This is a genomic window from Mesorhizobium sp. M0052, assembly GCF_040323255.1.
Classification (GTDB): domain Bacteria; phylum Pseudomonadota; class Alphaproteobacteria; order Rhizobiales; family Rhizobiaceae; genus Mesorhizobium.
The window spans coordinates 1-25,796 of the sequence record NZ_JAMYUS010000035.1; the positions used below are offsets into that span (position 1 = coordinate 1).

The 25,796-nt window shown below is 60.5% G+C and carries 19 protein-coding genes, 3 pseudogenes and 1 riboswitch; of the genes and pseudogenes, 14 read left to right on the forward strand and 8 right to left on the reverse strand.

Annotated elements, in window-relative coordinates; translation table 11 throughout:
- On the reverse strand, nt 1–2,739 hold a 2,739-nt coding region (locus NKJ77_RS30315), incomplete at its 3' end, for a Ulp1 family isopeptidase (protein ID WP_352536246.1).
- A gap of 1,070 nt (nt 2,740–3,809) precedes the next feature.
- On the opposite strand from NKJ77_RS30315, the pseudogene NKJ77_RS30320 reads away from it, so the two are divergent.
- A pseudogene (locus NKJ77_RS30320) lies at nt 3,810–4,186 on the forward strand (type IV secretory system conjugative DNA transfer family protein); the annotation flags it as partial.
- 641 nt (nt 4,187–4,827) lie between these two features.
- Nucleotides 4,828–7,362, forward strand: a complete 2,535-nt coding sequence (locus NKJ77_RS30325) for a two-component system VirA-like sensor kinase (RefSeq protein ID WP_352536247.1) — start codon at nt 4,828–4,830, stop codon at nt 7,360–7,362.
- A gap of 316 nt (nt 7,363–7,678) precedes the next feature.
- Here NKJ77_RS30325 and NKJ77_RS30330 read toward each other — a convergent pair whose 3' ends face one another.
- The 3 genes from NKJ77_RS30330 to NKJ77_RS30340 form a co-directional block, all read right to left on the reverse strand.
- The gene (locus NKJ77_RS30330) at nt 7,679–7,924 is read right to left on the reverse strand and encodes a hypothetical protein (RefSeq protein ID WP_352536248.1); all 246 of its coding nucleotides are present in this window, start codon (nt 7,922–7,924) and stop codon (nt 7,679–7,681) included.
- Complete coding sequence (locus tag NKJ77_RS30335) at nt 7,912–8,973, reverse strand: type IV toxin-antitoxin system AbiEi family antitoxin (protein WP_245263163.1); 1,062 nt, start codon at nt 8,971–8,973, stop codon at nt 7,912–7,914. Before NKJ77_RS30335 ends, NKJ77_RS30330 begins: the two co-directional genes overlap by 13 nt.
- Nucleotides 8,974–9,469: 496 nt before the next feature.
- Nucleotides 9,470–10,498: an IS110 family RNA-guided transposase gene (locus tag NKJ77_RS30340; RefSeq protein WP_352536249.1), complete on the reverse strand. Its 1,029-nt coding sequence runs from the start codon at nt 10,496–10,498 to the stop codon at nt 9,470–9,472.
- A gap of 443 nt (nt 10,499–10,941) precedes the next feature.
- Between NKJ77_RS30340 and NKJ77_RS30345 the strand changes: the two genes are divergently transcribed.
- The 5 genes and pseudogenes from NKJ77_RS30345 (at nt 10,942) to NKJ77_RS30365 (ending at nt 15,614) form a co-directional block, all read left to right on the forward strand.
- Nucleotides 10,942–11,907 carry an NUDIX hydrolase gene (locus NKJ77_RS30345; protein WP_023693539.1) on the forward strand — a complete coding sequence of 322 codons (966 nt, stop codon included), beginning with the start codon at nt 10,942–10,944 and terminating at the stop codon, nt 11,905–11,907.
- 65 nt (nt 11,908–11,972) lie between these two features.
- Nucleotides 11,973–12,946: pseudogene (nadA, locus tag NKJ77_RS30350) on the forward strand (quinolinate synthase NadA).
- Complete coding sequence (locus tag NKJ77_RS30355; RefSeq protein WP_352536250.1) at nt 12,943–14,484, forward strand: L-aspartate oxidase; 1,542 nt, start codon at nt 12,943–12,945, stop codon at nt 14,482–14,484. Before nadA ends, NKJ77_RS30355 begins: the two are co-directional and overlap by 4 nt.
- Nucleotides 14,484–15,365: a carboxylating nicotinate-nucleotide diphosphorylase gene (gene nadC / locus NKJ77_RS30360; RefSeq protein ID WP_352536251.1), complete on the forward strand. Its 882-nt coding sequence runs from the start codon at nt 14,484–14,486 to the stop codon at nt 15,363–15,365. The genes NKJ77_RS30355 and nadC overlap by 1 nt, the downstream gene beginning before the upstream one ends.
- 48 nt (nt 15,366–15,413) lie before the next feature.
- Nucleotides 15,414–15,614, forward strand: coding sequence for a hypothetical protein (locus NKJ77_RS30365; RefSeq protein WP_023693535.1), 201 nt, complete (start codon nt 15,414–15,416; stop codon nt 15,612–15,614).
- Here the strand turns inward: NKJ77_RS30365 and NKJ77_RS30370 are convergent.
- The 3 genes and pseudogenes from NKJ77_RS30370 to NKJ77_RS30380 form a co-directional block, all read right to left on the reverse strand.
- Nucleotides 15,605–15,790 carry a hypothetical protein gene (locus tag NKJ77_RS30370; RefSeq protein ID WP_352536252.1) on the reverse strand — a complete coding sequence of 62 codons (186 nt, stop codon included), beginning with the start codon at nt 15,788–15,790 and terminating at the stop codon, nt 15,605–15,607. The genes NKJ77_RS30365 and NKJ77_RS30370 overlap by 10 nt on opposite strands.
- Before the next feature lie 343 nt (nt 15,791–16,133).
- Nucleotides 16,134–17,185 (reverse strand): annotated as a pseudogene (locus NKJ77_RS30375) (IS256 family transposase).
- Nucleotides 17,186–17,614: 429 nt separating this feature from the next.
- Nucleotides 17,615–18,154, reverse strand: coding sequence for a DUF309 domain-containing protein (locus NKJ77_RS30380; RefSeq protein ID WP_352536253.1), 540 nt, complete (start codon nt 18,152–18,154; stop codon nt 17,615–17,617).
- A 159-nt stretch (nt 18,155–18,313) separates the two neighbouring features.
- Between NKJ77_RS30380 and pmtA the strand changes: the two genes are divergently transcribed.
- The 7 genes from pmtA (at nt 18,314) to NKJ77_RS30415 (ending at nt 24,441) form a co-directional block, all read left to right on the forward strand.
- Entirely contained in the window at nt 18,314–18,910 is a 597-nt protein-coding gene (gene pmtA, locus NKJ77_RS30385) for a phospholipid N-methyltransferase PmtA (RefSeq protein ID WP_352536261.1), read from the forward strand.
- Nucleotides 18,911–19,092: 182 nt separating this feature from the next.
- Nucleotides 19,093–19,209, forward strand: a riboswitch (TPP riboswitch).
- Nucleotides 19,210–19,312: 103 nt separating this feature from the next.
- Nucleotides 19,313–21,148: a phosphomethylpyrimidine synthase ThiC gene (gene thiC / locus NKJ77_RS30390; protein WP_352536254.1), complete on the forward strand. Its 1,836-nt coding sequence runs from the start codon at nt 19,313–19,315 to the stop codon at nt 21,146–21,148.
- Nucleotides 21,145–22,146, forward strand: coding sequence for a glycine oxidase ThiO (thiO, locus tag NKJ77_RS30395; RefSeq protein ID WP_352536255.1), 1,002 nt, complete (start codon nt 21,145–21,147; stop codon nt 22,144–22,146). The genes thiC and thiO overlap by 4 nt, the downstream gene beginning before the upstream one ends.
- Complete coding sequence (gene thiS, locus NKJ77_RS30400) at nt 22,115–22,312, forward strand: sulfur carrier protein ThiS (protein WP_023760328.1); 198 nt, start codon at nt 22,115–22,117, stop codon at nt 22,310–22,312. The genes thiO and thiS overlap by 32 nt, the downstream gene beginning before the upstream one ends.
- 1 nt (nt 22,313) lies before the next feature.
- Nucleotides 22,314–23,087: a thiazole synthase gene (locus NKJ77_RS30405; RefSeq protein WP_352536256.1), complete on the forward strand. Its 774-nt coding sequence runs from the start codon at nt 22,314–22,316 to the stop codon at nt 23,085–23,087.
- Nucleotides 23,084–23,689, forward strand: coding sequence for a thiamine phosphate synthase (locus NKJ77_RS30410; protein ID WP_352536257.1), 606 nt, complete (start codon nt 23,084–23,086; stop codon nt 23,687–23,689). Before NKJ77_RS30405 ends, NKJ77_RS30410 begins: the two co-directional genes overlap by 4 nt.
- A complete protein-coding gene (locus NKJ77_RS30415) occupies nt 23,680–24,441 on the forward strand; it encodes a hydroxymethylpyrimidine/phosphomethylpyrimidine kinase (protein WP_352536262.1) in 762 nt (253 codons plus the stop codon). The genes NKJ77_RS30410 and NKJ77_RS30415 overlap by 10 nt, the downstream gene beginning before the upstream one ends.
- Before the next feature lie 627 nt (nt 24,442–25,068).
- Here NKJ77_RS30415 and NKJ77_RS30420 read toward each other — a convergent pair.
- Complete coding sequence (locus tag NKJ77_RS30420) at nt 25,069–25,761, reverse strand: hypothetical protein (protein WP_023747646.1); 693 nt, start codon at nt 25,759–25,761, stop codon at nt 25,069–25,071.
- Between the last annotated feature and the right edge of the window lie 35 nt (nt 25,762–25,796).

The following is a 25,796-nucleotide window of genomic DNA, read 5'->3' on the forward strand; positions in this document are numbered from 1 at the left end:
CGCAGCGGCGTCCCCAATGGCACGAGCCTCCATGCCGACTGCGTCTTCCGGACGAGCAGCAAGGGCAATTTCGCGCCCGAGTGCGGCGTACGGCGGGAACTTCCGGAGATGAGCTAGTGCACTGATCCACCGGTTACCACTGGAGTCCAAATAACGCCTGGCATCTTCATCCAGCGACCCCTCGTAAAGCCGAGCCGCAATCCCCGGCCTGTTGTTTTCATGCAGGTATTGACTGAAACGTCTAAGAGTAGCCGCATAGTCCTGAGTGGTTTTGGGATTCGGCCCGGTCGCAGGCTCTGCCTCGTACTTTTTGATGAGAGCCGCTTTGTAATCTCTGATGAGCACGGCGTCGGCAGGGTCGGGATTCAGGGCAGCGCGGCCCACCATTGGCGCTCCGCCCGCCGACTCTTTGAGACGACCCAGTGCTCTAGCCACGTTCGAGGAGCCACTCTCGCGCTGGTACTCCTTGAGATCCTGATCCAGCAACGGATCGTCAAGCCGAGCAGCAAATCCCGGCTTGTTATTATCAAAGAGCCAACGACCAAAGCCGAGAAGAGAATTTACATGGTCCGTGACCGTGCGCTCCCCGACCTTACCGGCATAGAGTGCTGACCGCAGCCCTTCGACAACGGTCGCATCGTTGGAATAAAGAGGACGCTTGTCGCGACCGGAGACCACTACTGGAGGATCTGGCTGCACCGCCGCCGGCATAGAACGAGCATGGTCACGCAACTCGAACGGTGCGGGGGGATTCAGATCAACCACTGACGAATCCGGCGCATGATGATGGCGTGTTTCCCCGGGAACAACGTCCCGTACGAACACCGAGTCTGGGTTGCCTTGGTCCGGCGCGACTGGAGCCAGGGCTCTGTCGTGCAACGCTCGCGCTGACTGGCCGAGCCGCTTGATCCGCTGGTGAAACGTCCCAACGGGGCTTTCCTTAACCGCGTCTCGCGCCTGTCGGTCCATGAGTTCAAAGTTCGTGAGATAATTTGCCGTTCCAGATGTATCGTCACCCATGAGTCGGGTTTGTAGTGCCTGCCGATTGACGACGAGGTTGTTGAGGTTCAGGTCTGGCAGGTCTGGCAGGTCTGGCTGCCATCTTTGCAATCGCCCAACCAGCGCCCGCGTGCCGTCCACCACGTAGACTCCGCAATCCCACTCGTTGCTCTGCTGGGCGATGCGGGGTAAGTCCACGCGGGTCTCCAGGCTGGCGCCCAGCCTTTCTGCGAGGTGTTTTGCAAGCTTGTCATGCCATCCGCTGACGGAGTCATAATGATAGGCAACCGGCCGTTCCCGGTCGCTGCGATCAACGAACAGCAGCGACCAATGTTTGCCGCGCTCCGCAAGAGTCTTACCGCCATCGCTCACTGGCACGAACAGGAAGTCGGCTGTGTCGTTACCGTTCTGATTATGGACGATGCGCTGGAATGCGCTTAGCTTGTCGCTCTCGGAGCCCAAGCGCAGATGATAATTGGCTACGAGGGGATCCACGAACCGCGTCCGGGCGGCGAGTTCTGGATTGTTCCCCTGCAACTCCTGCTCCAGGAGCTGGTAATCCCTGTGGATATGTTCGTCGCCTAGCAATTGCAATGCGCCGAGCACCCGCCCGCTGGGGTCGCCGAAAACACCAAAAAACCCTTCGACCGCGGGGGACATCCCCTCAGGAAAGAGCTCTGGCGAGGCGGAATTCCCCGCCCGCAAGCTGGGCGGAGCGAATTCCGGTGGCCTCAGTGGCACCTCCTCGCTTGGTACCAGGTTGCTCCTGTCCTGTGCAGCGATCCGCTCGTCCGGCGCGCGCTGGTCGCCGTCGCGCCAGATCAGGGGACGAAAGGACTCTGCGGGATCCGAGGCTTGGTGATGGTGCCCAGTTGGTACGAAAGACGATGGCAGAACAGCGGCGTCTTCATTAGCTTCCCCAGGGAGCTTCTCTGGCCGACCCAATGCCTTCTGCGGCCCGCTGTGCTGCGCAGCGGCGTCCCCAATGGCACGAGCCTCCATGCCGACTGCGTCTTCCGGACGAGCAGCAAGGGCAATTTCGCGCCCGAGTGCGGCGGACGGCAGGAACTTCCGGAGTTGAGCTAGTGCAATGATCCTCCGGTCACCACTGGAGTCCTTATAGCGCTTGGCATCTTCATCCAGCGACTCCTCGTGAAGCCGAGCCGCAATCCCCGGCTTGTTGTTTTCAACCAGGTATTCACTGAAACGTCTAAGAGTAGCTCCATAGTCGTGAATGGTTTGGCGATTCGGCCCGGTCGCAGGCGCTCCCTTGTACTCTTTGATGAGAGCCGCTTTGTACTCTTTGATGAGCACGGCGTCGGCAGGGTCGGGATTCAGGACAGCGCGGCCCACCATTGGCACTCCGCCCGCCGACTCTCTGAGACGACGCAGTGCCACAGCCACAGTCGAGGAGCCACCACTGCTCTCGTACTCCTTGAGATCTTCATCCAGCGACTCCTCGTGAAGCCGAGCAGCAAATCCCGGCTTGTTATTTTTAAAGAGCCAACGACCAAAGCCGTAAAGAGAATTTACATGGCGCTTGACCGTTTCCTCCTTGGCCTTACCCGCGTAGAGTGACCTCAGCCGTTCGACAACGGTCGCATCGTTGGAATAAAGAGGACGCTTGCAGCCGCGACCGTCGGAGACCACTACTGGAGGATTTGGCTGCACCGCCGCCGGCACGGGGGAACGAGCATGGTCACGCAACTCGAACGGTGCGGAAGGATTCAGATCACCCACTGACGAATCCGGCGCATGATGATGGCGCGCCGTTGAGTGACCCGGCTGCAGCACCGAGGCACCTAGCATCGACCCACTGCCTCCGGCGTACGGCGCCGCGGCGTGTTCTTGTCCGCTCCCTTGCATCATGGGCTGCGCTTCCCATGGGGCCGCGCCTTCGATGAGGCTCAGGTCTCCCTGAGACGGATGAGGATGGAACGGGTCTGGCAGAGCCGGAACGCCGGGGGCGGGAATTTGGGCAGCGGCTTGGCGCGCCTCGCCCGAGCGCTGCTCAAAGCCCTCTTGCCCGGCCTGTGCCGCTTGCTCTTGAGATGCCGGGGGCTGCACCTGCCGCCAACCTGTTACATTGGATAGGTCAAATTTGTGCCGGTTCACGCTAGCCTCACGTCCACAGATCAGCTGAGCAACCTACTCGGGCATACTTACGAGAAGCTGACGAGGTCCGCGGTCCCGGAGCGGGTAGGCCTAATTTTCTGCGCGCCGATTGCGCTGGCGCGACGTAGCCCGGCCTTTTGCCAGCTCGGCAGCTACGGCTCGCAAAGAGCGTCGTAAGGCTTGCGGAGCCGCCCCTCAGCTCCCGTCGAGGAGCAATCCACAATTCACATATTTGGAGATGGCTCGCTGGTTTACCGGTCTGCGAGCCCTGCAAGCCCATGCTTCAGATGCCGCCCGTGCAGAGGTATTTCATTTCGAGGTAGTCCTCGAGGCAATGGCGGGAACCCTGCGTCAGCGGGAGCGTCAGCTACATAGTCGATAACACGCGCTTTTTACCTCGGTCTCGGCTCGCAACGATGGATTGCTAACGGCGAACTCATGCTGGTCGGCAAGGCGATACTGGCTGGAGCATCAACTCGGCCGACGAGAGTGGCCACACCATCCTAGACAGGATCGGCCGATATGCCCGGCATCGCCGCTCTGCAAAAAGCACAGCGGGCATCCAGACGTTGCCGGGTTGACTATGGGTGTCCGAACCGCGAAAAGAGGCCGCTCTTTATGAGTGGCGTGCGCTTGCAGTCTAACCCCAAGCCCCCCGCCCGGGCTGCCGGCGCGCTTCTAGGAACATCGAGGTAGATGACGAGACTTCGAACTACATTTCCAAAGCTATCGGTGGATTCACATTTCAAGCCCAATCGATTTCCTACAGCCAGGCGCGAACGTTCGATTGGAACATTCAGAATTCACATCAAGGTGCACCGCTATTGCGTCCCGAACAGGTTCGGCTGCTCGATGACGACTACGAGATTGTTCTCATCAAAGGTCTGCCACCATTAAAATTGAGGAAGGTGCGATATTTTCGGATCGCATTCTGAAACGCATCTTTGAAAGCCAGACAGGCGCCCTCCCGGAGCCGGCGCCCTTGACGGGAGCAGAGGAGGCGCTCTCCGCAGAATCTCAACTCGATGACCCGCTGTGTGAATTGGCGCAGGACTTTGACGATACAGTTTGATGTGAGGCTAGTATGAACCCGCGAAATAGTAATCCATCCCGTGTAACAGCTTTGTCGCAGGTGCAGGACGCCGGCTTGGAAGACGGGCAAGCGGTCCAGGCCCGGCGAGTGGGCTTTGAGCAGCACGTGTCCGAGGCGCTCCGGCCGCTGTTCGATGGTCGAGCTGACGAGCCGCCTACCGGTCCAGAGGAGCTTCTGCGACTGGAAAAGGGGTTTCGCGAGGTGCTTCAGCGAGGGCAGGATCATCAAGCCGCCTCGTCTTTTTTCGGCGATCCAAGGATGCCCGCTGGACGGGATGACCCCAAGGGAAGCGTGTCGGACGCTTTCGCAGCAGCCGGCTCTAGGCACGCCGGAGTTGAGGCCGCCGCCCCGCCAGTGTTAGCTGCCAGCCAACAGCAGATCCGGCCCTCGCCAGTTGCGTTTGACCGACCGGTATCATCCTCGGCTGCTGCAGGCGTGCGCTTGTATGCCCCTTCGATGATCTCTCGGAAGACCAGTTCCGAAAACTGCGATCAGTTGCCCGCCTTGTGCTGCCGCCTCGCCGTCGAGGTCGAAACGCCCGCGAATCAATGGAAGGTCAGCGGGCCATGGGGGCAGAGTGCAACGGCGTCTACACCGCCTATTTGAGGGGAGAGGTACACTTGGCTTTCCTGTTCCAGCAGCATCCGGCCGCACACCGACGCGATGGGGAGCTAGAATTCAAATCGGACCTTCGCAAGGCACGCACCGCGGATCAAACGCCGTTCGTTTGGGAAAAATGGCTCAGTACCGACAAAGCTTCTGTAATGGCCCTAGTGGCCTCGGTTGCGCTCTTGGTCGCGATACAGTGGCAAGACCCCCAGATCAACGAGGCGGTCCTAAGCGAACTGCGGACGATTCAGATCAACTACGCATTGCTCCAGCGAGACGTCGCCCGCGCCGACATCGTATTGGACTTCCGTTCCGTTGCTTCTACCGGGCAAGCATTAAAAAGGAACCTTCAAAACTACCAACGCCTTGTTGAGATTTCGCCCAATGAGAGCTCCGGGGTGCACTCCAGGTTGGTTGCACAGCTCAAAAAGTCCCTCGAAAACACAGAAGCTGCCATCTCGGCCTCGGCCGCGCAAAATGAGCTTCTGCAAAGCTCTCTCGTACGCTTTGCTCGCTCGGCTAATCGCCTTCGGGGGGGAGTGTCGAACAGGCCTGAATTTTCCAATCTGATCCTTCAATTTTCGGCCAGACCGGGATTCAGCCTCGCATTACAAATCGATCAGTCTCTCCGCCGACTTCCTCCTAGCCAGGACCAAGTCACGGAGGATGTTGCCCGCGAGGGCCGCGCTATCCTGTCCTCAATGTTGAGGTTGGACCGCGCTGTCAATCGGATCCCATCCTTCGACACGTTCGCCAAGGCTGCCGAATTGGAGCGAGAACATCTGAAAGCCTACAGCTTCGCCAGCGCGCAAGCGCAGCGTACACGACTTTTCTTTGGCTTGGTGTCCATATGCCTCTGCTTGTTTGCGACCATTCGAGCCTCCACGCTGCATGTGCGGACGAACCGGTTGGAAAGGCGGTTAGAGCTTGAAGCGGCGATGAGTGAGATCGAAGCTTGTTTCATCGACAGTCAAGCAACGAAGGCTTCGCGGCGCTTCTCCACCGAAGCAGCGCTTAGACTCATTCAATGCGTTTTCGATGCGGATCAATGCGCGCTTGCTCTGGTGGATCCGAGTATCAGCAGGAATACCGAGTACTTTGTCGCGAACAAGCGCATGCGCGTCTGGAACGCCACGCTAATCCATGAAGTCGTCTCACTTGTACACCCGGAACAGCCAGTGTTTCGCGTCGTTCCGGCGTCGGAAGTGGTTCGGACTGCCGTAGGCACTACCGGTGTTTGTCAAATTGTTGGTTGCAGGGCCTCCGATCAGCAGGCTGCGGTTTGTATCCTTGTTTTTGAAGGAGATCGCTCACCACCCTCCACAGACGACCTCCTGGTTCTGGCGAGCGCTACTGTGCGTTTAGGCAACCATCTTGAAATGCAACGTGTACACACGGAACGTAACCTTTTTGAGAGTCGATGGGAGCATGCGGAAAGGCTGACGGCTGTCGGCACAATCGCAAGCGGCGTTACACATGAATTCAATAATGTTCTAGGAGCAATAGTCGGCTACGCAGAGATGGCTAAAGGTCTTGTGCGCCGCCCCTCGAGAATTCGGGGCCACATCGGCCAAATTATCTTGGCCAGCAACCGAGCCAAACTGATTATTGATCAAATTTTGTCACTAAGCCGAAATCGGAAGCGCGTGACGATGCCTTTCGACGTCTCGGAGAGTGTAATGGATCTCGCGCCATTGCTGCGGGTTACACTCCGTGCGGATGTTCAGTTGAACTTCAAGATCAACGAGTGGCAAACGGTGATCGAGGGCAGCCCGACCGAGATACAGCAGATCCTTATGAATCTATGCAAGAACGCGTCGGAGGCTCTCTTGAATGAGGGCCGTGTCGAGATTAGCGTTTCTCGCGCTCACGTCTGTCAAACGAAGCCCGTGGCTAAGGGCACCTTGAAACCGGGAGATTACGTTCTCCTCTCCATCAGCGACGATGGCCAAGGAATCGCAAGTTCGGTGCTTCCGCATATCTTTGAGCCCTTTTTTACCACGCGCTCTCGCGTCGGCGGGACCGGACTGGGTCTTGCTGCAGTGGACCGCCATGTGAGCGCGCTCGCAGGATGCCTTGACGTCACCTCGGCTGTTGGCCGAGGTACACGCTTCGATCTCTACTTACCGGCCTGCGCTGAGGAGCAGGTCAGAGCTGATAGCGCTTTCGGCCCATGCGATGGATCACTTGGCAACGGAGAAATCATTGCAGTCGTTGACCCCGATCCAGCAGCGTTGGAGATCTACAAGGATAAGATCGCCGCGCTGGGTTATAGGCCGGTCGGCTTCGCGACCTTCGAGAGTCTTTGCGACTGGATCGAGAGCGGGAAGGCAGCCGACCTCCTAATTTTCGATAAAGCGACTTTCCTCGGGCCAGGACAGCCCGAAGCCGTACGTACCACCCTGATGACGGTGCCCATCATCGTCGTTGGTGGAAGCGACCCCATGCCGATCACATCTGGTAATCAGACCTTCGTCCTTTGGCTAGCCAAACCGGTCTCGTCCAGGACGATGGAGCATGCAATTCGTAGGATGATAATGGCATGATGCCGCCGACGCGCTCAGGATACCGAGCTACCGAGGCAGTCGGAGGCGGAGCCGGCTCGGATCCAGCAAATACAAGAGCGTCGGACGATCTCTGCGCACCCGGCTCATGGCGAGTTCCTCTCGAACACTGTCGTGGGCTTCCGCCCAAGGAAGGGCTCCCCGACCACGGCAAACCTGCCGCCGTGCTCGTGACCGTCAAGGACAAGTCGCCGCGCGATGGGGTCTGCGGGCCTCCATCCTTGACAAGTCACTGCGCGCTGGCGGCGACAGGCGACGGGTAATATAAGGTCGGGACGAGGAGATGGTCGCCAATCGGTCACGCAAGATGGTTGACGAAATGACTCGAGAGCAAAGCTTGACAATCATCGCCCCATTCACGCCAGACTTCTCCTGTGCGTTCATCATCGGCTACGGCTCCTCGCTGCCCCGACAAGGCTATCGCCGCCCCTTTGAAACTGCCGAGTATCTGACCAATTTCCAGTAGAACCGATTTCACGGCCGCGGTGGTGCGGTCGTCGTAGTCGGCGGCCGATTGCGGATCGGGCGGTACTACTGGAGCCATTGCAATTTCTCCTGCCGCAAATGGTCAGCGGCCTCCTGTCCCCTCTCCCCGGATATCACCAAATCAAGGTAAGTTTGAACAGGACTTGTGCAAACGACGCCGGGCGCCGGCTCGATTGTATCAAGCAGTGGCCCTTCATCCTTCAGGATCGTGATCACAACGTTTTCACCCTTCGCCGCCGACGACAGCTTGAGGGCATGCCGCAGACGGTCGAGACCTCCGCTATCTGCGTAGAAGAACTGGCTGCCTACCCGAGCATATGGCGCAATCCATTGCGCTGCCGAGAACGATGCGAGGATCGCTCGGTCAATTCGATTCGACGCACCAAGCACATCGCGAACGACCTGGTCGAACGCTTTGCCGTGCAAGGTAGTGTAGAAGGTTTGGCGATCACCCGCTGGCGGCTCATAAGAGTTCCGCCAAGCGTCCAGAACCGCTGCCGGCCGAAAAAGCGACATGCCATCGTCGCCGATTTTCGCCCACTCCCGATCCACAAGCGCAGCGCGGACATTGCTGACGTGGCCGAGACTGACACCGGCTGCTTCCGCAAGCTCGGTGACGCGCCAGGGATGGTGTGGATCGCGCAACATCACTCTCAGAACCTGCGCGGACTTCGGTTTGAAGATCGACTTCAACTCGCGGCGTTCGATTGCGGGTCGGGTCGGAACCTTACGCTCAATAAATATGCCGTCGAAAGCGAGCCGGCAATTTCCCTCGAAATCGAGGAAGCCCACATTTTCTTCCTGGCAAAGAGCCTGTGCTTCTGGAGAAAGAAAGGGCGCAATGAACACAGGAATTGCGCCTTTTCCTATGTGGTTTACCGCCCTTCGCACCTGGAGTAGGCCCGAGTGAACGTGGCGCGGCTGTCCGCTCGACTTGACCTCACAGACGAGAATATGTGTGCGCCCGAAGGCGCTGATATACGCAAGAATATCGATTTCGCGATCGAAAGCGTCGGCTTCAACCTCGACATTCTCGATGGAAACGGGCGGAATATCGTTTAAGACGGCCCGCAGAGCGTCCGCAGCTTGATGCTCAATGCTTTTCAATGAGTCGCCCGATTTCAGCATCCGCTGAAAATGGCTGACCTACTGAAATATGTCAATCGCAATTTCACAAAATGTGACGGTTTCAGCGGATGTTGAAATTCGACCAAGAGTGAAAATCTTGAGTTAGCTTCGCCCGTGCCCCAATCAATCCATCTTATGTCGATGGCCGCGACCTGAGTATCGAAAGGCGTCAACTAAAGGCGCCTTCACCAAAATCATCGATAGCGCGCCAGACGCCTGCGAACCTCGGGTGTCAAACGGCCCTTTAATTGCGGGTAGTTGTCAATCCGGATCTCGCACTGCCATCGCCGGGGTCGTGGTCCTTTCCGAGGTCGAGTGCCTCATGATGATGTTCGGGTCGGGCGCCTCAACGTTTCCAACGAGATGCAGATGAACTGCTGTCAGCCGTTTGACCGAGGTCGCCGCAACCACCGTCCCGGCGGGGACATCACGAGCTCCGGAAACGGGCCCGCGATTGGGATCGAGTGCTGATCTGTTATGCCATCTTTTCGCAGCCCCACTCGAAGCTGGTGCCGTCAACCCAAATGCAATGAAGCAGAACCGCGATCTTCCGTGCGACCGCCACCTTTGCCTTCTTCAAGCCGATCCGCCTCGACAGACGCATCCCCCAGGCTTTCAGTGTGGACCATTTCTTAGTCCGGTGCAGGAGCACGCTGGCCGCCTCGTACAGGTAGGTTCGCAGCAGTCGATCGCCCCAACGTGAGACGCGGCCATTAATATCCGTTTCACCGGACTGCTTTCGTCGCGGAGTCAGGCCGAGATAGGCTCCCACGTTGGCGGCCGAGCGAAAGCGCGAGGGATCGTCGATCGTGTGGCGGAAGGTGAGCGCGGTCACCACGCCGATGCCGGGGACTGTCATTAGCCGGCGTGTGGTTTCGTCTTCACGAGCGAGATGCCGGACCTGCCGATCAAGCTTCTCTTGTTCACAGCAGGCCTGCTCGTGGACAGACAGAAGCGCCTGAACCAAAGGGCGAAGCGGATGACCGTCGGCAACCAGTTCCCAAACCTTTCGCCGGAACTGTGACCCAATCGATCGACTGAACTGCAGCCCATATTCCTTCAGCATGGACCGTGTCTGATTTTCGAGATCGCGACGGATCTCGACAAGTCTCGACCGGGCGACGAGCATGGACCGGGTGGCCTGACTCTCTGCGCTCTTGACCTTCACTTCCCGATACCAGCCGACGCGAACCAGTTCGGCCAGGCCGCGGGCATCGTTCTCATCGCTCTTGTTCATTCGGACTGAAAGCGCTGCCTTTGCATGCCGAGCATCAAGGCAGACGACCGGCAACCCTACCCTTTTCAGCTCGTGCCAGAGCCAGCTGGACATGGCACCCGTCTCAAATCCGATGCGCACGGCGTGAGGCGCACGTTTACGCAGCAACTCCGTCAAGGCTCCCGGATCGGACTTCGCCTTTCCCTGGAACACCGTCTTTCCAGTATCGTCGACCACGCAGACGCTCGTCTCCCTCTGCGACACATCCAGTCCGACATATTGCTTCACTGCGGCCTCCTTGATCTCAATGGTCGGCGGCTTTTGCCGTCAGCCGAATCTTCGTTCAAAGGAGCGACGGCAGCAATTACGTCATCGTTTCCAAAACTGACCATCGATCGGCGTCCAATTTTAAGCTCTATCTCTGCCAATAATACGTGGGGTCGAGCCACGTAGCCGGCGCCCGCTATCTTCGAGGATTCCCGCCCCCGTGCAGGGTTACTTGAGGCCCGGTCACTCCACAATGGCAGAGCCTCTCGGACCGCCGAGCGCGGCTTACTTGCGCTGCCCCAGGGTCAGGTACCGCGAACGTCGCTTCTGAAACATGCCGGGTGTAGACCGAGGGTCTAAGCCTTTCATAGAGCAGCCGAGTTGACAGGCGAAATGGCCTGTTACACGCTGGTTAAATCGATTAGGATGTTTCGCAGGGAAAACTCTGCCCAACCCAGGCAACCATGGAAGATCGCCCCAAAGCAACACGCAACGGTAGGGCCGCCGCCAAGGCCAAGCAAGTCGAAGCGGAGCTGATTGCCGTTGTCGTGTCCGTCAATGACGGTGAACCAGCGGTCCTCACCATCGGGCAGGGGGATTGCCTGCCCTCGGGGCCGTTCGCGCTGGAGCATCGATCGCTGCAGTCAGGTCTAAGGGCGTGGGTCGAGAAGCAGACTGGTCATCCCCTCGGCTATATTGAGCAGCTCTATACGTTCGCTGATGCCGACCGCGCCGACGGGCGCCAGCAGCGCGTCATTTCCATCAGCTATCTCGCTTTGACCCGGAAGGAACATGCCACCGGCGCATCCACCTGTGCCTGGCGGAGCTGGTACGATTATTTTCCGTGGGAGGACCACCGCCTCGGAACACCGAAACTGATTGCGGATGTTCTGAAGCCGCGTCTGCTTGCCTGGGCGGCCGATGCCAAGCAAACTGCGACGCGCAGTGAGCGGCGGCGGCGGGCTGCCATTGCTTTCGGGCTCGACGAGCGCCCCTGGAATGAAGAGCTGGCGCTTCAGCGCTATGAGCTGCTTTACGAGGCGGGTCTGGTGGCAGAGGCCACCCGCGACGAACGGTCGATCGCATCCGACTCAACAGCCGGGACAACGATGGTTGCCGACCATCGCCGCATCCTGGCCACGGGCCTTGCGCGCTTGCGCTCGAAGATCAAATACCGGCCAGTCGTCTTCGAGCTGATGCCGCCGGTGTTTACGCTGCTGCAGCTGCAACGGACCGTGGAAGCCCTGGCAGGCCGGCTGATCAACAAGCCCAACTTTCGCCGGCTCATAGAGCAGCAAGAACTGGTCGAGGAGACTGGCGAGACGTCACTGGATACGGGCGGGCGCCCGGCCAAGCTCTATCAGTTTCGCCATGTCGTGCTGGATGAAACTGCCGTTGCGGGGACAAAATTGCCTCTGGCCCGGGGTTGACACTCTTATAGTCAACCTAGATATATACCCCTTATAGTCGAATGGATTATAAACGGGAGGCGCCGGTGAGCGGGACGATACCTTCGGCCGCGTCCCTGTATCAGCGCGTCCAGCGCATCATCCCCCAGTGGAATGGGCGGCTTTCAGCGATGACATCGAGGCTATTCTCGAGCTCAAGCACGAGCGCAACGCCGTCATCCTGGCCCACAACTATCAAACACCCGAGATTTTCCACTGCGTCGCCGATATCGTCGGCGACAGCCTGGCGCTGGCCCGCAAGGCAATGACCGTAGATGCGGACATCATCGTGCTCGCCGGCGTGCATTTCATGGCTGAGACGGCGAAGCTCCTCAATCCGGACAAGACGGTGCTCATTCCGGATCTTGGCGCCGGCTGCTCGCTGGCTGACTCGATCACGGCGGACGACGTGCGGCTGATGCGGCAACGCTACCCTGGTGTGCCGGTCGTGACCTACGTCAACACGTCCGCTGCCGTGAAGGCCGAGTCGGACATCTGCTGCACCTCCGGCAACGCGTTGGCTGTGGTGGAGTCGCTTGGCGTGCAGCGGGTGATCATGCTGCCCGACGAATACCTGGCCAGGAATATCGCGGCACAGACTTCGGTCGAGATCATCGCCTGGACGGGCCATTGCGAAGTGCATGAGCGCTTCACGCCAGCCGACATTCGCGAGCTGCGCGATGCCTATCCTGGCGTTACCGTGCTTGCCCATCCCGAATGCCCGCCGGAAGTTGTTGCCGTTGCCGATTTCGCCGGCTCGACGGCGGCGATGTCGGACTATGTCGGACGGCACAAGCCTGCGCGCGTCGTGTTGATGACCGAATGCTCAATGAGCGACAACGTGGCCATCGAGCATCCCGACGTCGAGTTCGTGCGCCCCTGCAATCTCTGTCCGCATATGAAGCGTATCACGCTCGCCAACATTCGCACGGCGCTGCAAGAAACCCGCCACATCGTGACCATCGATGCTCGAGTGGTTGATGGTGCTCGGCGTGCGGTCGAGCGGATGCTTGCCGTATGACGCCAGACGTCGGCGACATCAGGGGAGCGCCCGTGATCATCGGCGCTGGCGTTGCCGGGCTGATGACCGCGCTTCATCTGGCGCCGCATCCCGTTTACCTTCTGTCCCCGACGCGGCTCGGGACCGAAACCTCCAGCACACTCGCGCAAGGCGGGCTGGCGGCAAGCCTCGGCGCTGACGACAGTCCAGACCTCCATCTTGCAGACACGCTTGCTGCAGGTGATGGCCTCTGCGACGAGAGTGTGGTCAGACGCGTTGCGAATGCGGCGGACCGAGCCATCGAGAATTTGATGGACTTGGGCGTCGCCTTCGACTGCTCGTGGGACGGGACACTGCGGCTCGGGCTCGAGGCAGCGCATTCCCGTCGCCGGATCGTCCATGCCGGGGGTGACTCTACGGGCCGCGAGCTTGTACGCGCGCTCATCATCGCTGTGAGGCGAACGCCTTCGATCACAATTCTGGAAGGCATGGAAGCCCGCCGGCTCATTGTGGAAAATGGGGCGGTCAGCGGCGTTGTGGCGGCAAAAGGTGGACAGGCGATTATATTTCCGACGCGCCGCGTGGTTCTTGCGAGCGGCGGTATCGGCGCCCTGTTCAGAGACACGACCAATCCGGCCGGCTCATTCGGGCACGGCCTGGCGCTCGCCGCATGCGCCGGTGCGGAACTCGCCGATCTGGAATTCATCCAGTTCCACCCGACGGCGCTCGACGTTTCGCAGCGGCCGATGCCGTTGGTGAGCGAAGCGGTTCGCGGCGAAGGCGCAGTGCTGATCGACGAGTGCGGGCACCGCTTTCTGTGCGACACGCCTGGCGGCGAACTGGCATCGCGCGATGTCGTGGCTCGGGCCGTGTGGCAGCAGCTTGCCACCGGACACCGTGTTTACCTTGACGCCCGGCAGTCCCTTGGCCCCAGATTCGCCAAGCGCTTCCCAGCTGTTGCCCGGCATTGCCGGGACGCCGGAATCGATCCGGCAGTCGAGCCCATCCCGGTGCGCCCGGCGGCACATTATCACATGGGCGGCGTGGCCGTGGATGCCGCGGGCCGCAGCACGGTGCCGGGCTTGTGGGCTTGCGGTGAGGTTGCCTGCACCGGTCTGCACGGGGCGAACCGGCTTGCCAGCAACTCGCTGACCGAGGCCGTGACGACCTCGTTGTGGGTCGCGCAAAGCGTAGCTGCCGCTCCTGCAGGCTGGCAGTGGCCAAGGCTTGTCGCAACGTCACCCCCGCGGCCCGACCCCTCCTCCGTCCGCCACGCGGTCTCCAATGGGCTCGGTGTTATACGGGACGAGCAAGCACTATCCGACACCGTGGAAACGCTGCTGCCGATCGCGGTTCGCAACACTGCCGCTTCCGATCCCGCCTTGATCGCGCTGATGATCGCGGTTGCGGCGCTTCGGCGCCAGGAAAGCCGCGGCTCGCATTACAGGTCGGACTTCCCCACACGCAGCGCGCAGGCCCGGTCTTCGCGCTTGACCTTCGCCTCAGCAATGACGGTTGCGGCCGAACTTATTCTGCGGCCCGCGGAACGGAGTGCCTGATGACGTCACCTCCACCCCTTCCCGGGATCGTGATCGAGCCGATCGTGCGTAGCGCTCTACTTGAGGATCTGGGCAAAGCCGGTGACCTTACCAGCGATGCGATTATACCCTTTGACTGCAAGGCCGCCTTTGCGTTCAGAGCCAGGCAGTCTGGCGTTGTTGCCGGTCTTGATCTGGTAGCCTACGCTTTCATGCTTGTTGATCCGTCGATCGACATACGTTTTGGACGTCTGGACGGCAGCAGGATCGCGGCGGGTGAAACCATTGCAAGGGTGAGTGGACCGGCGCGGGGAATGCTTGCGGCCGAGCGTACAGCGCTCAATTTTCTCAGCCATCTCAGCGGCATTGCGACGGCTACGGCCGAGATCGTCGAGGCGGTGCGCGGTCAGAAAGCACGGATCGTCTGCACGCGAAAGACGACGCCCGGCCTACGCGCGCTGGAAAAATACGCTGTGCGCGCCGGCGGCGGCGCCAACCACCGCTTCGGGCTGGATGATGCCGTGCTCATTAAGGACAATCACATCGCCATTGCCGGCGACATCCGCACGGCCATTGAGCGGGCGCGCGCCGCGGTCGGCCATATGGTCAAGATCGAGGTTGAGGTCGACACGCTCGACCAGCTCGAGATCGCGCTAGGCGCCGGGGTCGACGCCATCCTGCTGGACAATATGTCCGTCAAGCAACTGACCCGAGCGGTGGCAATGGTCGACGGCCGCGCGACCACCGAGGCCTCGGGTCGCATAACGCCGGCAACGGCACCAGCCGTAGCGGCAACCGGGGTCGACCTCATTTCTATTGGGTGGCTTACGCACAGCGCGCCAATCCTCGACATCGGCATGGACGTGCCTATCGAAGCATGCATCCAGAAGCATCTGAACTGAATAGAGCGCGCTCCATATAGGAGCAATCTGCGGAAGTGGGAACGTACGATGATCGACAAGGGATTGAGATCCGACCGGGCCAAGGCGCTTGCCTTCATCAGCGCAATGCTCAGCGAACTGAATCAGATCGCGGGGTCTCACAGGCTGCAGTTCCTAGGATACCTTCTGGAGATGGCGTATATCGAGTCGTACGACATGGTCCGCAAAGAGCGCTCCCACCATCAAAGCAAGGCCATAGATCAGGGATAGCCCTGCTGAACTGAGCGCTGCGGCAGCTTCAAATCTGACCCCGGCACTTCTATTTCCGCAAAAAAGACGCGCAGTGCTCCAGCGCGTTCACGGGCGGTTGGACTGCAAAAACCAGTTGGAATATTTGACAGCGCGGAAGGATCACGATTTGCTCTCCAGTGCGCGAGCAACGACATGGATTCGATCTCCTTGTTTCGAGAAATGGTCGGACTGTTTCGCACAACTGACATCAGTTTCGGTTGAGTGGATTCGAGTGGGTCTAGTGGCCCCTCACTGAGGCCCTATGCGAAATCCAAGGCCAGCGGATAAACCAAAAAGTCGTGTGACACGCCAATTGCATCGAGGAGGATTCGCGTTGCCCTTGTACGAGCCAATGCTTCGCCACCTGAAATCGCGCGAAGTTGTGTGCGTCAAGTTCTGCAAAATGGCGTGGCATCGCGGTGACGTCGACGTGTCCGTCGCGCAGCCCCCGTGTTTAGCTGGGCGGCGGACATGACGGTGCTCAGGCGGCCAAGGCCCTCAGGCTCTCCTCTTGTGCTCACGCAGATGATCCATGTTGAGATAGCGGGTCGCCGCGAGCCAGTTCTCGTGGATCTCGACCGTCAGCGCCCGAACCAGCCGCAGATAACTCTGCGGGTTGGGGAAGATGCGCACGACCAGGGTGCGCCGTTTGATCTCCTGGTTCAGCCGCTCCAGCATGTTGGTCGATTTCATGTGCTTATGATGGGCAAGCGGCAGCCGATAGAAGCTCAGCGTCTCCTCGATGTTGTCCTCCACCCAGTTGACCAGCTTCGGATATTTGGCCTGCCATTTGGCAATCCACTGCGCCAGGTCGCGCTTGACCTCGGCAAGGTCGCACGGTCGTAGAACCATCTGAGTTCCATCAGGCAGTCGTCGTCGACCTTGCGCGGCACATAGTCGAGCGCGTTTCTGAGGAAGTGCACGTAGCAGCGCTGCCAGACCGCCTCGGGCAGCACTTCGCGGATTGCCGCCCTGAGCCCCGGATGGTCGTCGGAGACGACGAACTCGACGCCGGCGAGCCCGCGATTCTTGAGTCCCGTCAGGAACTCGCGCCAGCTCGAATGGCTCTCCCGGTTGGCCAGCTCCACGCCCAGAACCTGGCGCCGGCCCTCCCAATCCACGCCGATCGCCACCAGCACCGCCTGGCTGGCGATCACGCCCGCCTCGCGAGCCCGCTCGTAGCGCGCGTCCAAAATGAGATACGGATAGCTTTCCTCGAGCCGCTGCGTGAAGAACGCCTTGAGCGCCTCATCCAGCCGCATCGTCGCCTCGCTCACCGTCGAGGCCGAGAAAGAGTGGCCGCACAATTCCTCCGTCACCGCCTTCACCTTGCGGGTCGAGACGCCCTGCACGTACATCTCGACCAGCGCCGACACCAATGCCTTCTCCGAGCGCTGGTAGCGCTCAAACAACTCCGTCGAGAACCGGCCAGCCCGATCCTGCGGAACGCGAAGCTCCAGCACCCCGACCCGCGTCACCAGCTTGCGCTCGTAATAGCCGGACCGGTAACTCGTCCGCTCCGCCGCCCGCTCCCCTTTCTCGGCCCCGATCGCTCATCTCGGCTTCAAGAACCTCCTGCACGACAGTCTGCAATGCCTGGCGAAAGCCGTCCTCATCCGACAACAGCAACGCTTTCAACTCGCCTCTGCTCAGTCTAACTTCTCGATTGGTCATGGCACTTCCCCTTTCCACGGGAATCGGTGATCGTAACGTCACCACCGTGCCATGGCCGCTTTCGCCTCAGCGCAACGACCGTTCTCTCTCCAAAACTTTTTGCAGAACCTTCAGCACACTATCGTCGATTGGCTACGAGCGCGACCGGTCAGCCCCCGCCCCTCGAGACCATCGACATCGAAGCGGCCGCGAGTTGCCTATAAAAGATTACTGCACTCTTTGTTTGTGACGCATGCGGGTGGTGAGCGGTTTTCAAAGGCCCCGTTTCCTGCTGACCAAGTTAGCTTGGACCACTGAATTGCCGATCAAACGCTCTCGGGTACTGGTGCGAGTATGAAATCAAACACGGGCTCAGGCTGGGCAGGCTTTGGCTCCCGCAGAACAACCGGGTAAGCTACGACCGCTTGGGCATGTGCAGCGAGCGCGGCAGGTGTCATCCCGAGCGCTTCCTCAAACAGGCCGCCCGGCACTCTCACCATCTGACGAAAAAGCCCTGCAGCTCTTGTCGCATGGCGCGCCGCTGCGACCCGCTTGCCCTCGCGGATCTTCACGCCGGCCGCCGCCAACAGGATCAGTCCCTTGAAGAACAGGCGGTGCTGAGCGCTTTGTTTCGCAGCCTGCCAGAGAGGCTCCCAGGCTTCATGGGCTTCCCAGTAGTAGCCGTGATTGAAAAGGTCGATTCCCCATAGAAACACATCTGAGCCAAGCGCTTCGCCAACGGCGACGGTCACCGGATCTGATCGGTAACTGTGGCCCAAGGGATCACGCACCGGATGTGGATATTTGCCGGGCAGATACGCATAGCTCGGGAAACTTTTTTCGGGCAGCAGGCGAGGGCGAAACATAGGCCCAACAAACATGAAAGTGCGTTAAGGGGCAATTCATGCTGACCGCGTCGTGACAGGCAAGCAGTCTTAACGGGCTTGTAAAGGGTGGCGAGATTGGCCAAAACGCGCTTTGCCAAATTCATGACGTTGGGTAAGCGGCTGACGCAGGGAGAAGATATGATTTTGCGACTGAAGGAGCGGCTCGGCAAAAGGTTTGAGGAAGAAGTCCAATTCTTCAAAGGCTGGCAAAAGGACAAGAAGGGCGTGGGAGCCCTTATTCCCACTTCGGTTTATGCGGCACGCCGGATGGCAAGCGTGGTGAACCCACGGTCAGGATTACCGATTCTGGAGCTTGGCGCGGGAACCGGTGTCATCACAAAGGCGATCCTGGCTAGGGGAATCAAGCCGCGCCAGCTGGTTTCAGTCGAATATTCCAGGATTTTCTACGACGGCTTGGTGCAACGCTTCCCGAATGTGGACTTCAGATTGGGCGACGCATTTGCGCTGGACGAAGCTCTGGGTGAGCGCAAAGGTGAACAGTTCGATTGTGTTATAAGTGCAGTCCCGCTGTTGAGCTTTCCAATGCAACAGCGTGTCGCGCTGGTTGAGGATCTGCTTGCCCGTATTCCTGCCGGCCGGCCCGTGATTCAGATCACATACGGACCTCTGTCGCCGGTGATCAAGATGCCAGACCGTTACGTGGTTTCCCACTATGACTTCGTCGTCCGCAACATACCGCCGGCACAGCTCTGGACTTATCGTCGAGCAGTCTAGCCAAATGTGGACGGTTTCCTTCTCTGAGGGTTCCGCTGAGTGGTGGCCTTGCACCCAAACAGGATGTGGAACAGAGCAGGGGCAGATGCCAGATTGCCAAGAAGACGACGCGGTCCTGGTTTGATTTGACAGTGGGCGGGCCAAATGCGCTTGACAAAGCCGCGCCGGCCCGTTCAACCTGAGGCATTCACCAGGGGAGTCCCGGCAAGGGGCTGAGATACTGCTGGCTTTCGCGGCGCAGTGACCCGTTGAACCTGATCCAGTTCATACTGGCGTAGGGACGGTGCAAGCGCTTTGCGTGAGTTCACGCCCGAGGTCCTGTTTCGGCAGGTCGACAGAAGCGTCTTTTCATCCTTCCGGCACAGAACTGGGTCTCCAATGCATGAGCAAAGGAGCCTCAAGATGAATGCCCTCACCCCAGCCGTTTCAACGGGACCGCTGCCCGCCTCACGGAAGATCCACAAGCCCGGCACCATCCACCCGCAGATCAAAGTGCCGATGCGCGAAATCTCCGTCCATCCGACGGCCGGCGAGCCGCCCGTCACCGTCTACGATCCGTCCGGCCCCTACACCGACCCGGCTGTCGACACCAGCATCGAAAAAGGCCTGGCCCGACTTCGCCACGAATGGATTTTGGCGCGCGGCGATGTCGAGGGCTGTGACGGCCGCCATGTCCGGCCGGAGGACAACGGATTCGCGACGGGCGAACGCCTGACGCCGGAATTTCCCATCCGCCACCGACCGCTCAGGGCCAAGGCAGGCAAGGCGGTGACGCAGCTTGCCTATGCGCGCGCCGGCATCATCACACCCGAAATGGAGTTCGTTGCCATCCGCGAGAACCTTGGTCGCGAGATCCTGCGCGGCAAGCTTGAGCGCGACGGCGAAGCTTTCGGCGCGACGCTGCCCGATTTCGTCACGCCCGAATTCGTGCGTGACGAGGTGGGGCGCGGACGGGCGATCATTCCCGCCAACATCAACCATCCCGAGAGCGAGCCAATGATCATCGGCCGCAATTTCCTGGTCAAGATCAATGCCAATATCGGTAACTCCGCCGTCACATCGTCGATGGCTGAAGAGGTCGAAAAGATGGTGTGGGCGATCCGCTGGGGCGCCGATACGGTGATGGACCTGTCGACCGGCCGCAACATCCACAACATCCGCGACTGGATGGTGCGCAACGCGCCGGTGCCGATCGGCACGGTGCCGCTTTACCAGGCGCTCGAAAAGGTCGGCGGCATTGCCGAGGATCTAACCTGGGAGGTCTACCGCGACACGCTGATCGAACAGGCCGAGCAAGGCGTCGACTATTTCACCATCCACGCCGGCGTGCGGCTGCATTACATCCCGCTGACGGTCGACCGGGTGACGGGTATCGTCTCGCGCGGCGGCTCGATCATGGCCAAATGGTGCCTGCACCATCACCGGGAAAGCTTCCTCTACGAGCACTTCGCGGAGATCTGCGACATCGCCAGAGCCTACGACGTCTCCTTCTCGCTCGGCGACGGCCTTCGTCCCGGCTCGATCGCCGATGCCAACGACGCGGCGCAGTTCGCCGAGCTGGAAACGCTCGGCGAGCTGACGCAGATCGCCTGGGCGAAGGATTGCCAGGTGATGATCGAAGGGCCCGGCCACGTGCCGATGCACAAAATCAAGGCGAACATGGACAAGCAACTCGCCGTCTGCGGCGAGGCGCCGTTCTATACGCTTGGACCGCTGACGACCGACATCGCGCCGGGCTACGACCACATCACCTCAGGTATCGGCGCCGCCATGATCGGCTGGTTCGGCACAGCCATGCTCTGCTACGTCACGCCCAAGGAGCATCTTGGCCTTCCCGATCGCGACGACGTCAAGACCGGCGTAATCACCTACAAGATCGCCGCCCATGCCGCCGATCTGGCGAAGGGTCATCCGGCTGCAAAGGTTAGGGATGATGCCCTTTCCCGGGCGCGCTTCGAGTTCCGCTGGGAGGACCAGTTCAACCTGTCGCTCGACCCGGAAACCGCGCGGTCCTTCCACGACCAGACCTTGCCCAAGGAAGCGCACAAGATGGCGCATTTCTGCTCGATGTGCGGACCGAAATTCTGCTCCATGCGTATCTCTCACGACATCCGCGCCGAGGCACAGAAAGAGGGCATGGCGGCGATGGCGGCGAAGTACCGCGAGGGCGGCGATCTCTACCTGCCGGCGGACGAGACCGGCGCACCGCTCATACCTCAGCCACGTGAGCCATCATGAAGGTCTTGGTCAAAGGGGCCGGCGTTGCCGGCCTCACCGCCGCCTTCGAATTCGCCGCACGCGGCGCGGCGGTTACCGTTGCCGAGACAAGGCCTGCCCTTGGGGGCAATGCGTCGTGGTTCGCCGGTGGCATGTTGGCGCCGTGGTGCGAGCGTGAAAGCGCCGAGCAGCCGGTGCTGGATCTCGGACGTGACGCCGCCGACTGGTGGGACGCCGCAACGCCCGGCTTGGTAGCACGACGGGGAACGCTGGTCTTGGCCGCGCCGCGCGATGCGGGCGAGCTCGACCGGTTCGCCAGCCGCACGACGGGCTATCGGCGCGTCGAGGAAGATGAAATTGCCTTGCTGGAGCCCGACTTAGCCGGCCGCTTCCGCCGCGGATTGCTCTTCGCCGCTGAGGGCCATCTTGATCCGCGCCAGGCGATGGCAGCACTTCATGACAAGCTCGCGGCCACGGGTGTTGAATTCCACTTCGGCGCCGACGCCCAGCATGTTTTTGGTTGCGATCGTCAGATCGACTGTACGGGAATGGCGGCGCAAAATGACTGGCTGCGCGGCGTTCGCGGCGAAATGCTCACCCTGCGTACCCCTGATATCTCACTGTCGCGCCCCGTCAGGCTGCTGCATCCGCGCTTTCCACTCTATGCAGTGCCGCGCACCGATCACCGTTTCATGATTGGTGCGACGATGATTGAAAGCCAGTCCGTCGGACCGGTTACGGCGCGTTCGATGATGGAACTGCTGGGTACCGCCTATGCCCTCCACCCGGCCTTTGGCGAGGCCGAGATCGTTGAAACCGGTGTCGGCGTCCGCCCAGCCTTTCCCGACAATTTGCCGCGCGTCGAAACGAACGGTGAAATCATCGCGATCAACGGGCTCTATCGTCACGGTTTTCTCCTGGCTCCCGCCATGGCGCGCCAGGCTGCCGACCTGGTTTTCAGTCAAGACAGAACCAAGGAGCTTGCCCATGAAACTGACCGTCAACGGCGAAGCGCATGAGGTTGCCGCCACAACGCTGGAGGCGCTGCTTGCCGCGCTCGACTATGAGGGCGATTGGCTGGCGACGGCCGTCAACAATGACCTCGTGCACAAAGCCAACCGGGCGGAATTCCAGTTGAACGACGGCGACCGGATTGAAATCCTCTCGCCCATGCAGGGAGGCTAGCTTGTTCGACCTTCTCGGGACGACGCTTCCCTCCCGCCTGCTTCTCGGCACAGCTCAATATCCTTCGCCGGCCATCCTTGCCGATGCGGTCAGGGCATCGGGCACGTCGGTGGTGACCGTCTCTCTGCGCCGTGAGATGGCAGGCGGCAGGGGCGGCGAAAAATTCTGGTCGCTGATCCGCTCGCTGGGCACAAGGATCCTTCCCAACACTGCCGGCTGCCACTCCGTCAAGGAAGCGGTCATGACCGCAAAAATGGCGCGCGAGGTCTTCGGTACGAGCTGGATCAAGCTCGAAGTGATCGGCAACCACGATACGCTGCAGCCGGATGTGTTCGGCCTGGTCGAAGCCGCCCGCATCCTGTGTGAAGACGGTTTTACGGTATTCCCCTATACCACCGACGACCTTGTTGTCGCCGAGCGGCTGCTGGGGGCGGGCTGTAACGTCTTGATGCCGTGGTGCGCGCCGATCGGTTCCGCCCTCGGACCGATCAACATCACTGCGCTGCGCTCGATGCGCGGCCATTTCCCTGATGTTCCGCTGATCGTGGATGCGGGGCTCGGACGGCCGTCGCACGCGGCAACCGTCATGGAGCTCGGCTTTGACGCCGTACTCCTGAACACGGCGGTCGCCAAGGCGGCCGATCCGGTCGGCATGGCGCGTGCGTTCGGCAAGGCGGTCGAGGCCGGTCGTGAAGCTTTCAGCTCGGGAATGCTCGAACCCCGCGACGTCGCCGTGCCGTCGACGCCAACGATCGGAAGGGCGGTTTTTTCATGAAGCTCGATCCCTTCTACCTGATCGTTGATAGCGCTGCCTGGATCGAGCGGCTGGTGCCGCTTGGCGTCAAGCTGGTTCAGTTGCGCGTCAAGGATAGGGACGAGGCCACGCTGCGGATGGAAATCCGCCGCGCGAACGGCGTCTGCGCGGTCCTTGGTTGCCAACTGATCGTCAACGACTATTGGCGCACGGCAATCGAGGAAGGCTGCGACTTCGTCCATCTCGGCCAAGAGGATTTGGCCGCGGCCGACCTGCTGGCGATTAAGTACGCCGGATTGAAGCTCGGGCTCAGCACGCACGATCATCTCGAACTGAAAACGGCTATCGCTGCCGAGCCCGACTATATCGCGCTCGGCCCCATCTATCCCACCATCCTGAAGCAGATGAAATGGGCGCCGCAAGGGCTCGAACGGATCAGCGAGTGGAAGCGCCGGGTCGCACCGATCCCATTGGTCTCCATCGGCGGCCTCAACCCCGACCGGCTCGACGGTGTCTTCGAGGTTGGCGCAGACAGCGCGGCAGTGGTGACCGACATCACGTTGAATGCCGATCCCGAAGCGCGCACGCGGCAATGGATCGAAAAGACAGAGCGATGGCGCTAAGGCGGGAACCGCATGTGCTCGTGGTCGGCGGTTCGGACTCCAGCGGCGGAGCCGGAATAGCACGCGATATCGAGACGATCTCTTCCATTGGCGTGCGAACCTGCCTTGCTGTCACCGCGCTAACGGTGCAGACGCACCATGCGGTCATGGAAATCCACTCTATGCAACCCGGTCTGGTGGCCGGTCAGATGCGTGCGGGGTTGCAGGCCAACAAAGTGGCGGCCATCAAGATCGGCATGCTCGCCACGGTCGAGATCGTCATTGCGGTTGCCGGAGTGCTGCGCGAAAATCCGCAGGTGCCGGCAGTGCTCGACCCGGTGCTGGCCTCGACGTCAGGCCCGGCGCTCCTGGAAGCCGGCGCCATCGCCGCCCTGAAATGCGATCTGATGCCATTTTGCCGTCTGGTCACCCCCAATCTCTTCGAGCTGGCACTCCTTGTTGGCTCGGAGCGGGCAGTGGATGAGGACGGCGTAGTGTGGCAAGGCCAAGAATTGCTGGCAGCCGGCGCGCGGGCTCTGCTGATCAAGGGCGGCCATGCATCGGGATCGCAATCAACCGATATTCTGTTGCGCCCCGATCACGAACCAGTCCGCTTTGACACGCCGCGTCTTGCCGGATCGATGCGCGGGACGGGCTGCATGCTGGCCAGCGCGATTGCGGCACATCTGGCGAAGGCGCAATCAATCGAGTACGCCGTGCGCCAGGGCAAGCTCTTTGTGTTAGAAAAGCTTCGGAAAACCCCAGCCGAATAGCCGTAGAGCCGGCTCAAGCGTTCAGCGGCCGACGCTGAAATGGAAGCCGTAGCCCTCCTGCCCTTTTTTCACAGGGCGTGACGGGATGAGGCCGCTTTGCAGATCGGAATTCAGCGGCGCCGAGACAAGCTGCCCTGCCAGGCCGGGAAAGTAACGGGACTCTTCCTGCGGCGAAGCGCACTGCCAGTCAGGCGTGGGGATGCACTTGTGCCTCCTGGCGAGTGTGAGGCCGCAGGAGCGAGGCATTTCAGCGCGGCGGGGGCCGCCGGATCTGGCCCCGCAGTGCTGGAGCAAAGCAAAGGCCGGTTTGAGTGGGTGGGGAGAGAGGGCCGCGCGCCTCTCTTCCCGCTACATAGGAAAGGTGCCGCTAGGCACATCCATGTCGGCGCAGCCGTGCCGCGAAGCGGCCCAAGAAAGAAGAGCGTACAAAACGGAAGCACCGAAATGCCCGCCAGCGGGACCAAGTCAGATCGGTGCAGGAGAAAGACCGTGGCCCTGAGACCGGCTCAACAGGGCGGCCGTAGGAGCATCAGCAACGCGCCGCCGTCAGGCGGGATGCGGAACGGACGGCCCCCGGCGAAGGGCGCCGTTCTCTTTGAGCTGCGACCCTGGTGAGCGCCTTCGTGCCTAAAGCTGTGCCGTCGGGCTAAGCTTCAGCTTAAGATCGTTCTGAAAAGCCGAACATGGTTCGTCGAGGTAACCCTTGAGGGAAGGATCCTTGTCGGGTTCCCTGTTTTTCGACAAAATCGCCCTGCAGAATTTATATTGCGATTTGGCGGCATCGCACTGCTGGGTGTCCGCCTTATAGCAAGCGTGGACCAAAACGGCTCCCACGTAATCATGCTCGACGTTGTTGGAAGAAAGGTGGGTCTGAATGTCTTGGAGAATGGCAACTCCATGGGACATCCCATCTGCTCCGGAGTAGGTCATTACGAGTTGACCGGGTCGTTCAAAGCCGCTTACCGAGCCGCTCCCTGCAACGTTCTCGTAGGTGCCAGACAAATCCGGGGCCGACGTGAATGTCACCTTGAAGGGGTGCCCAAGGCCGACGGGGGTGACATCCGTAAAGTCGGGACCGTAGTACACCGAGAGATACCACTCGCCCTCTGTAAGAGCGTTGGGGGCTTGCCCGAGCCCAAGGCGCTGCATGCTCTTGTCGATGACAGTCCGAACGACGTTGGACGTGCCCTGCTGGATGCCTTCGCCGAAGCCGGTCCAGATGAAGGCGCCTACGGCCAACACAGCCACACCCAGCAGGCCGAACCTCGCACCTGTTGACTTCGTTTCACGCCCGGGCTCGATTTCCGGCTGGTCCTGCATCCGCCCCTCGCAACGCTCGTCGGGAACAACTTGGG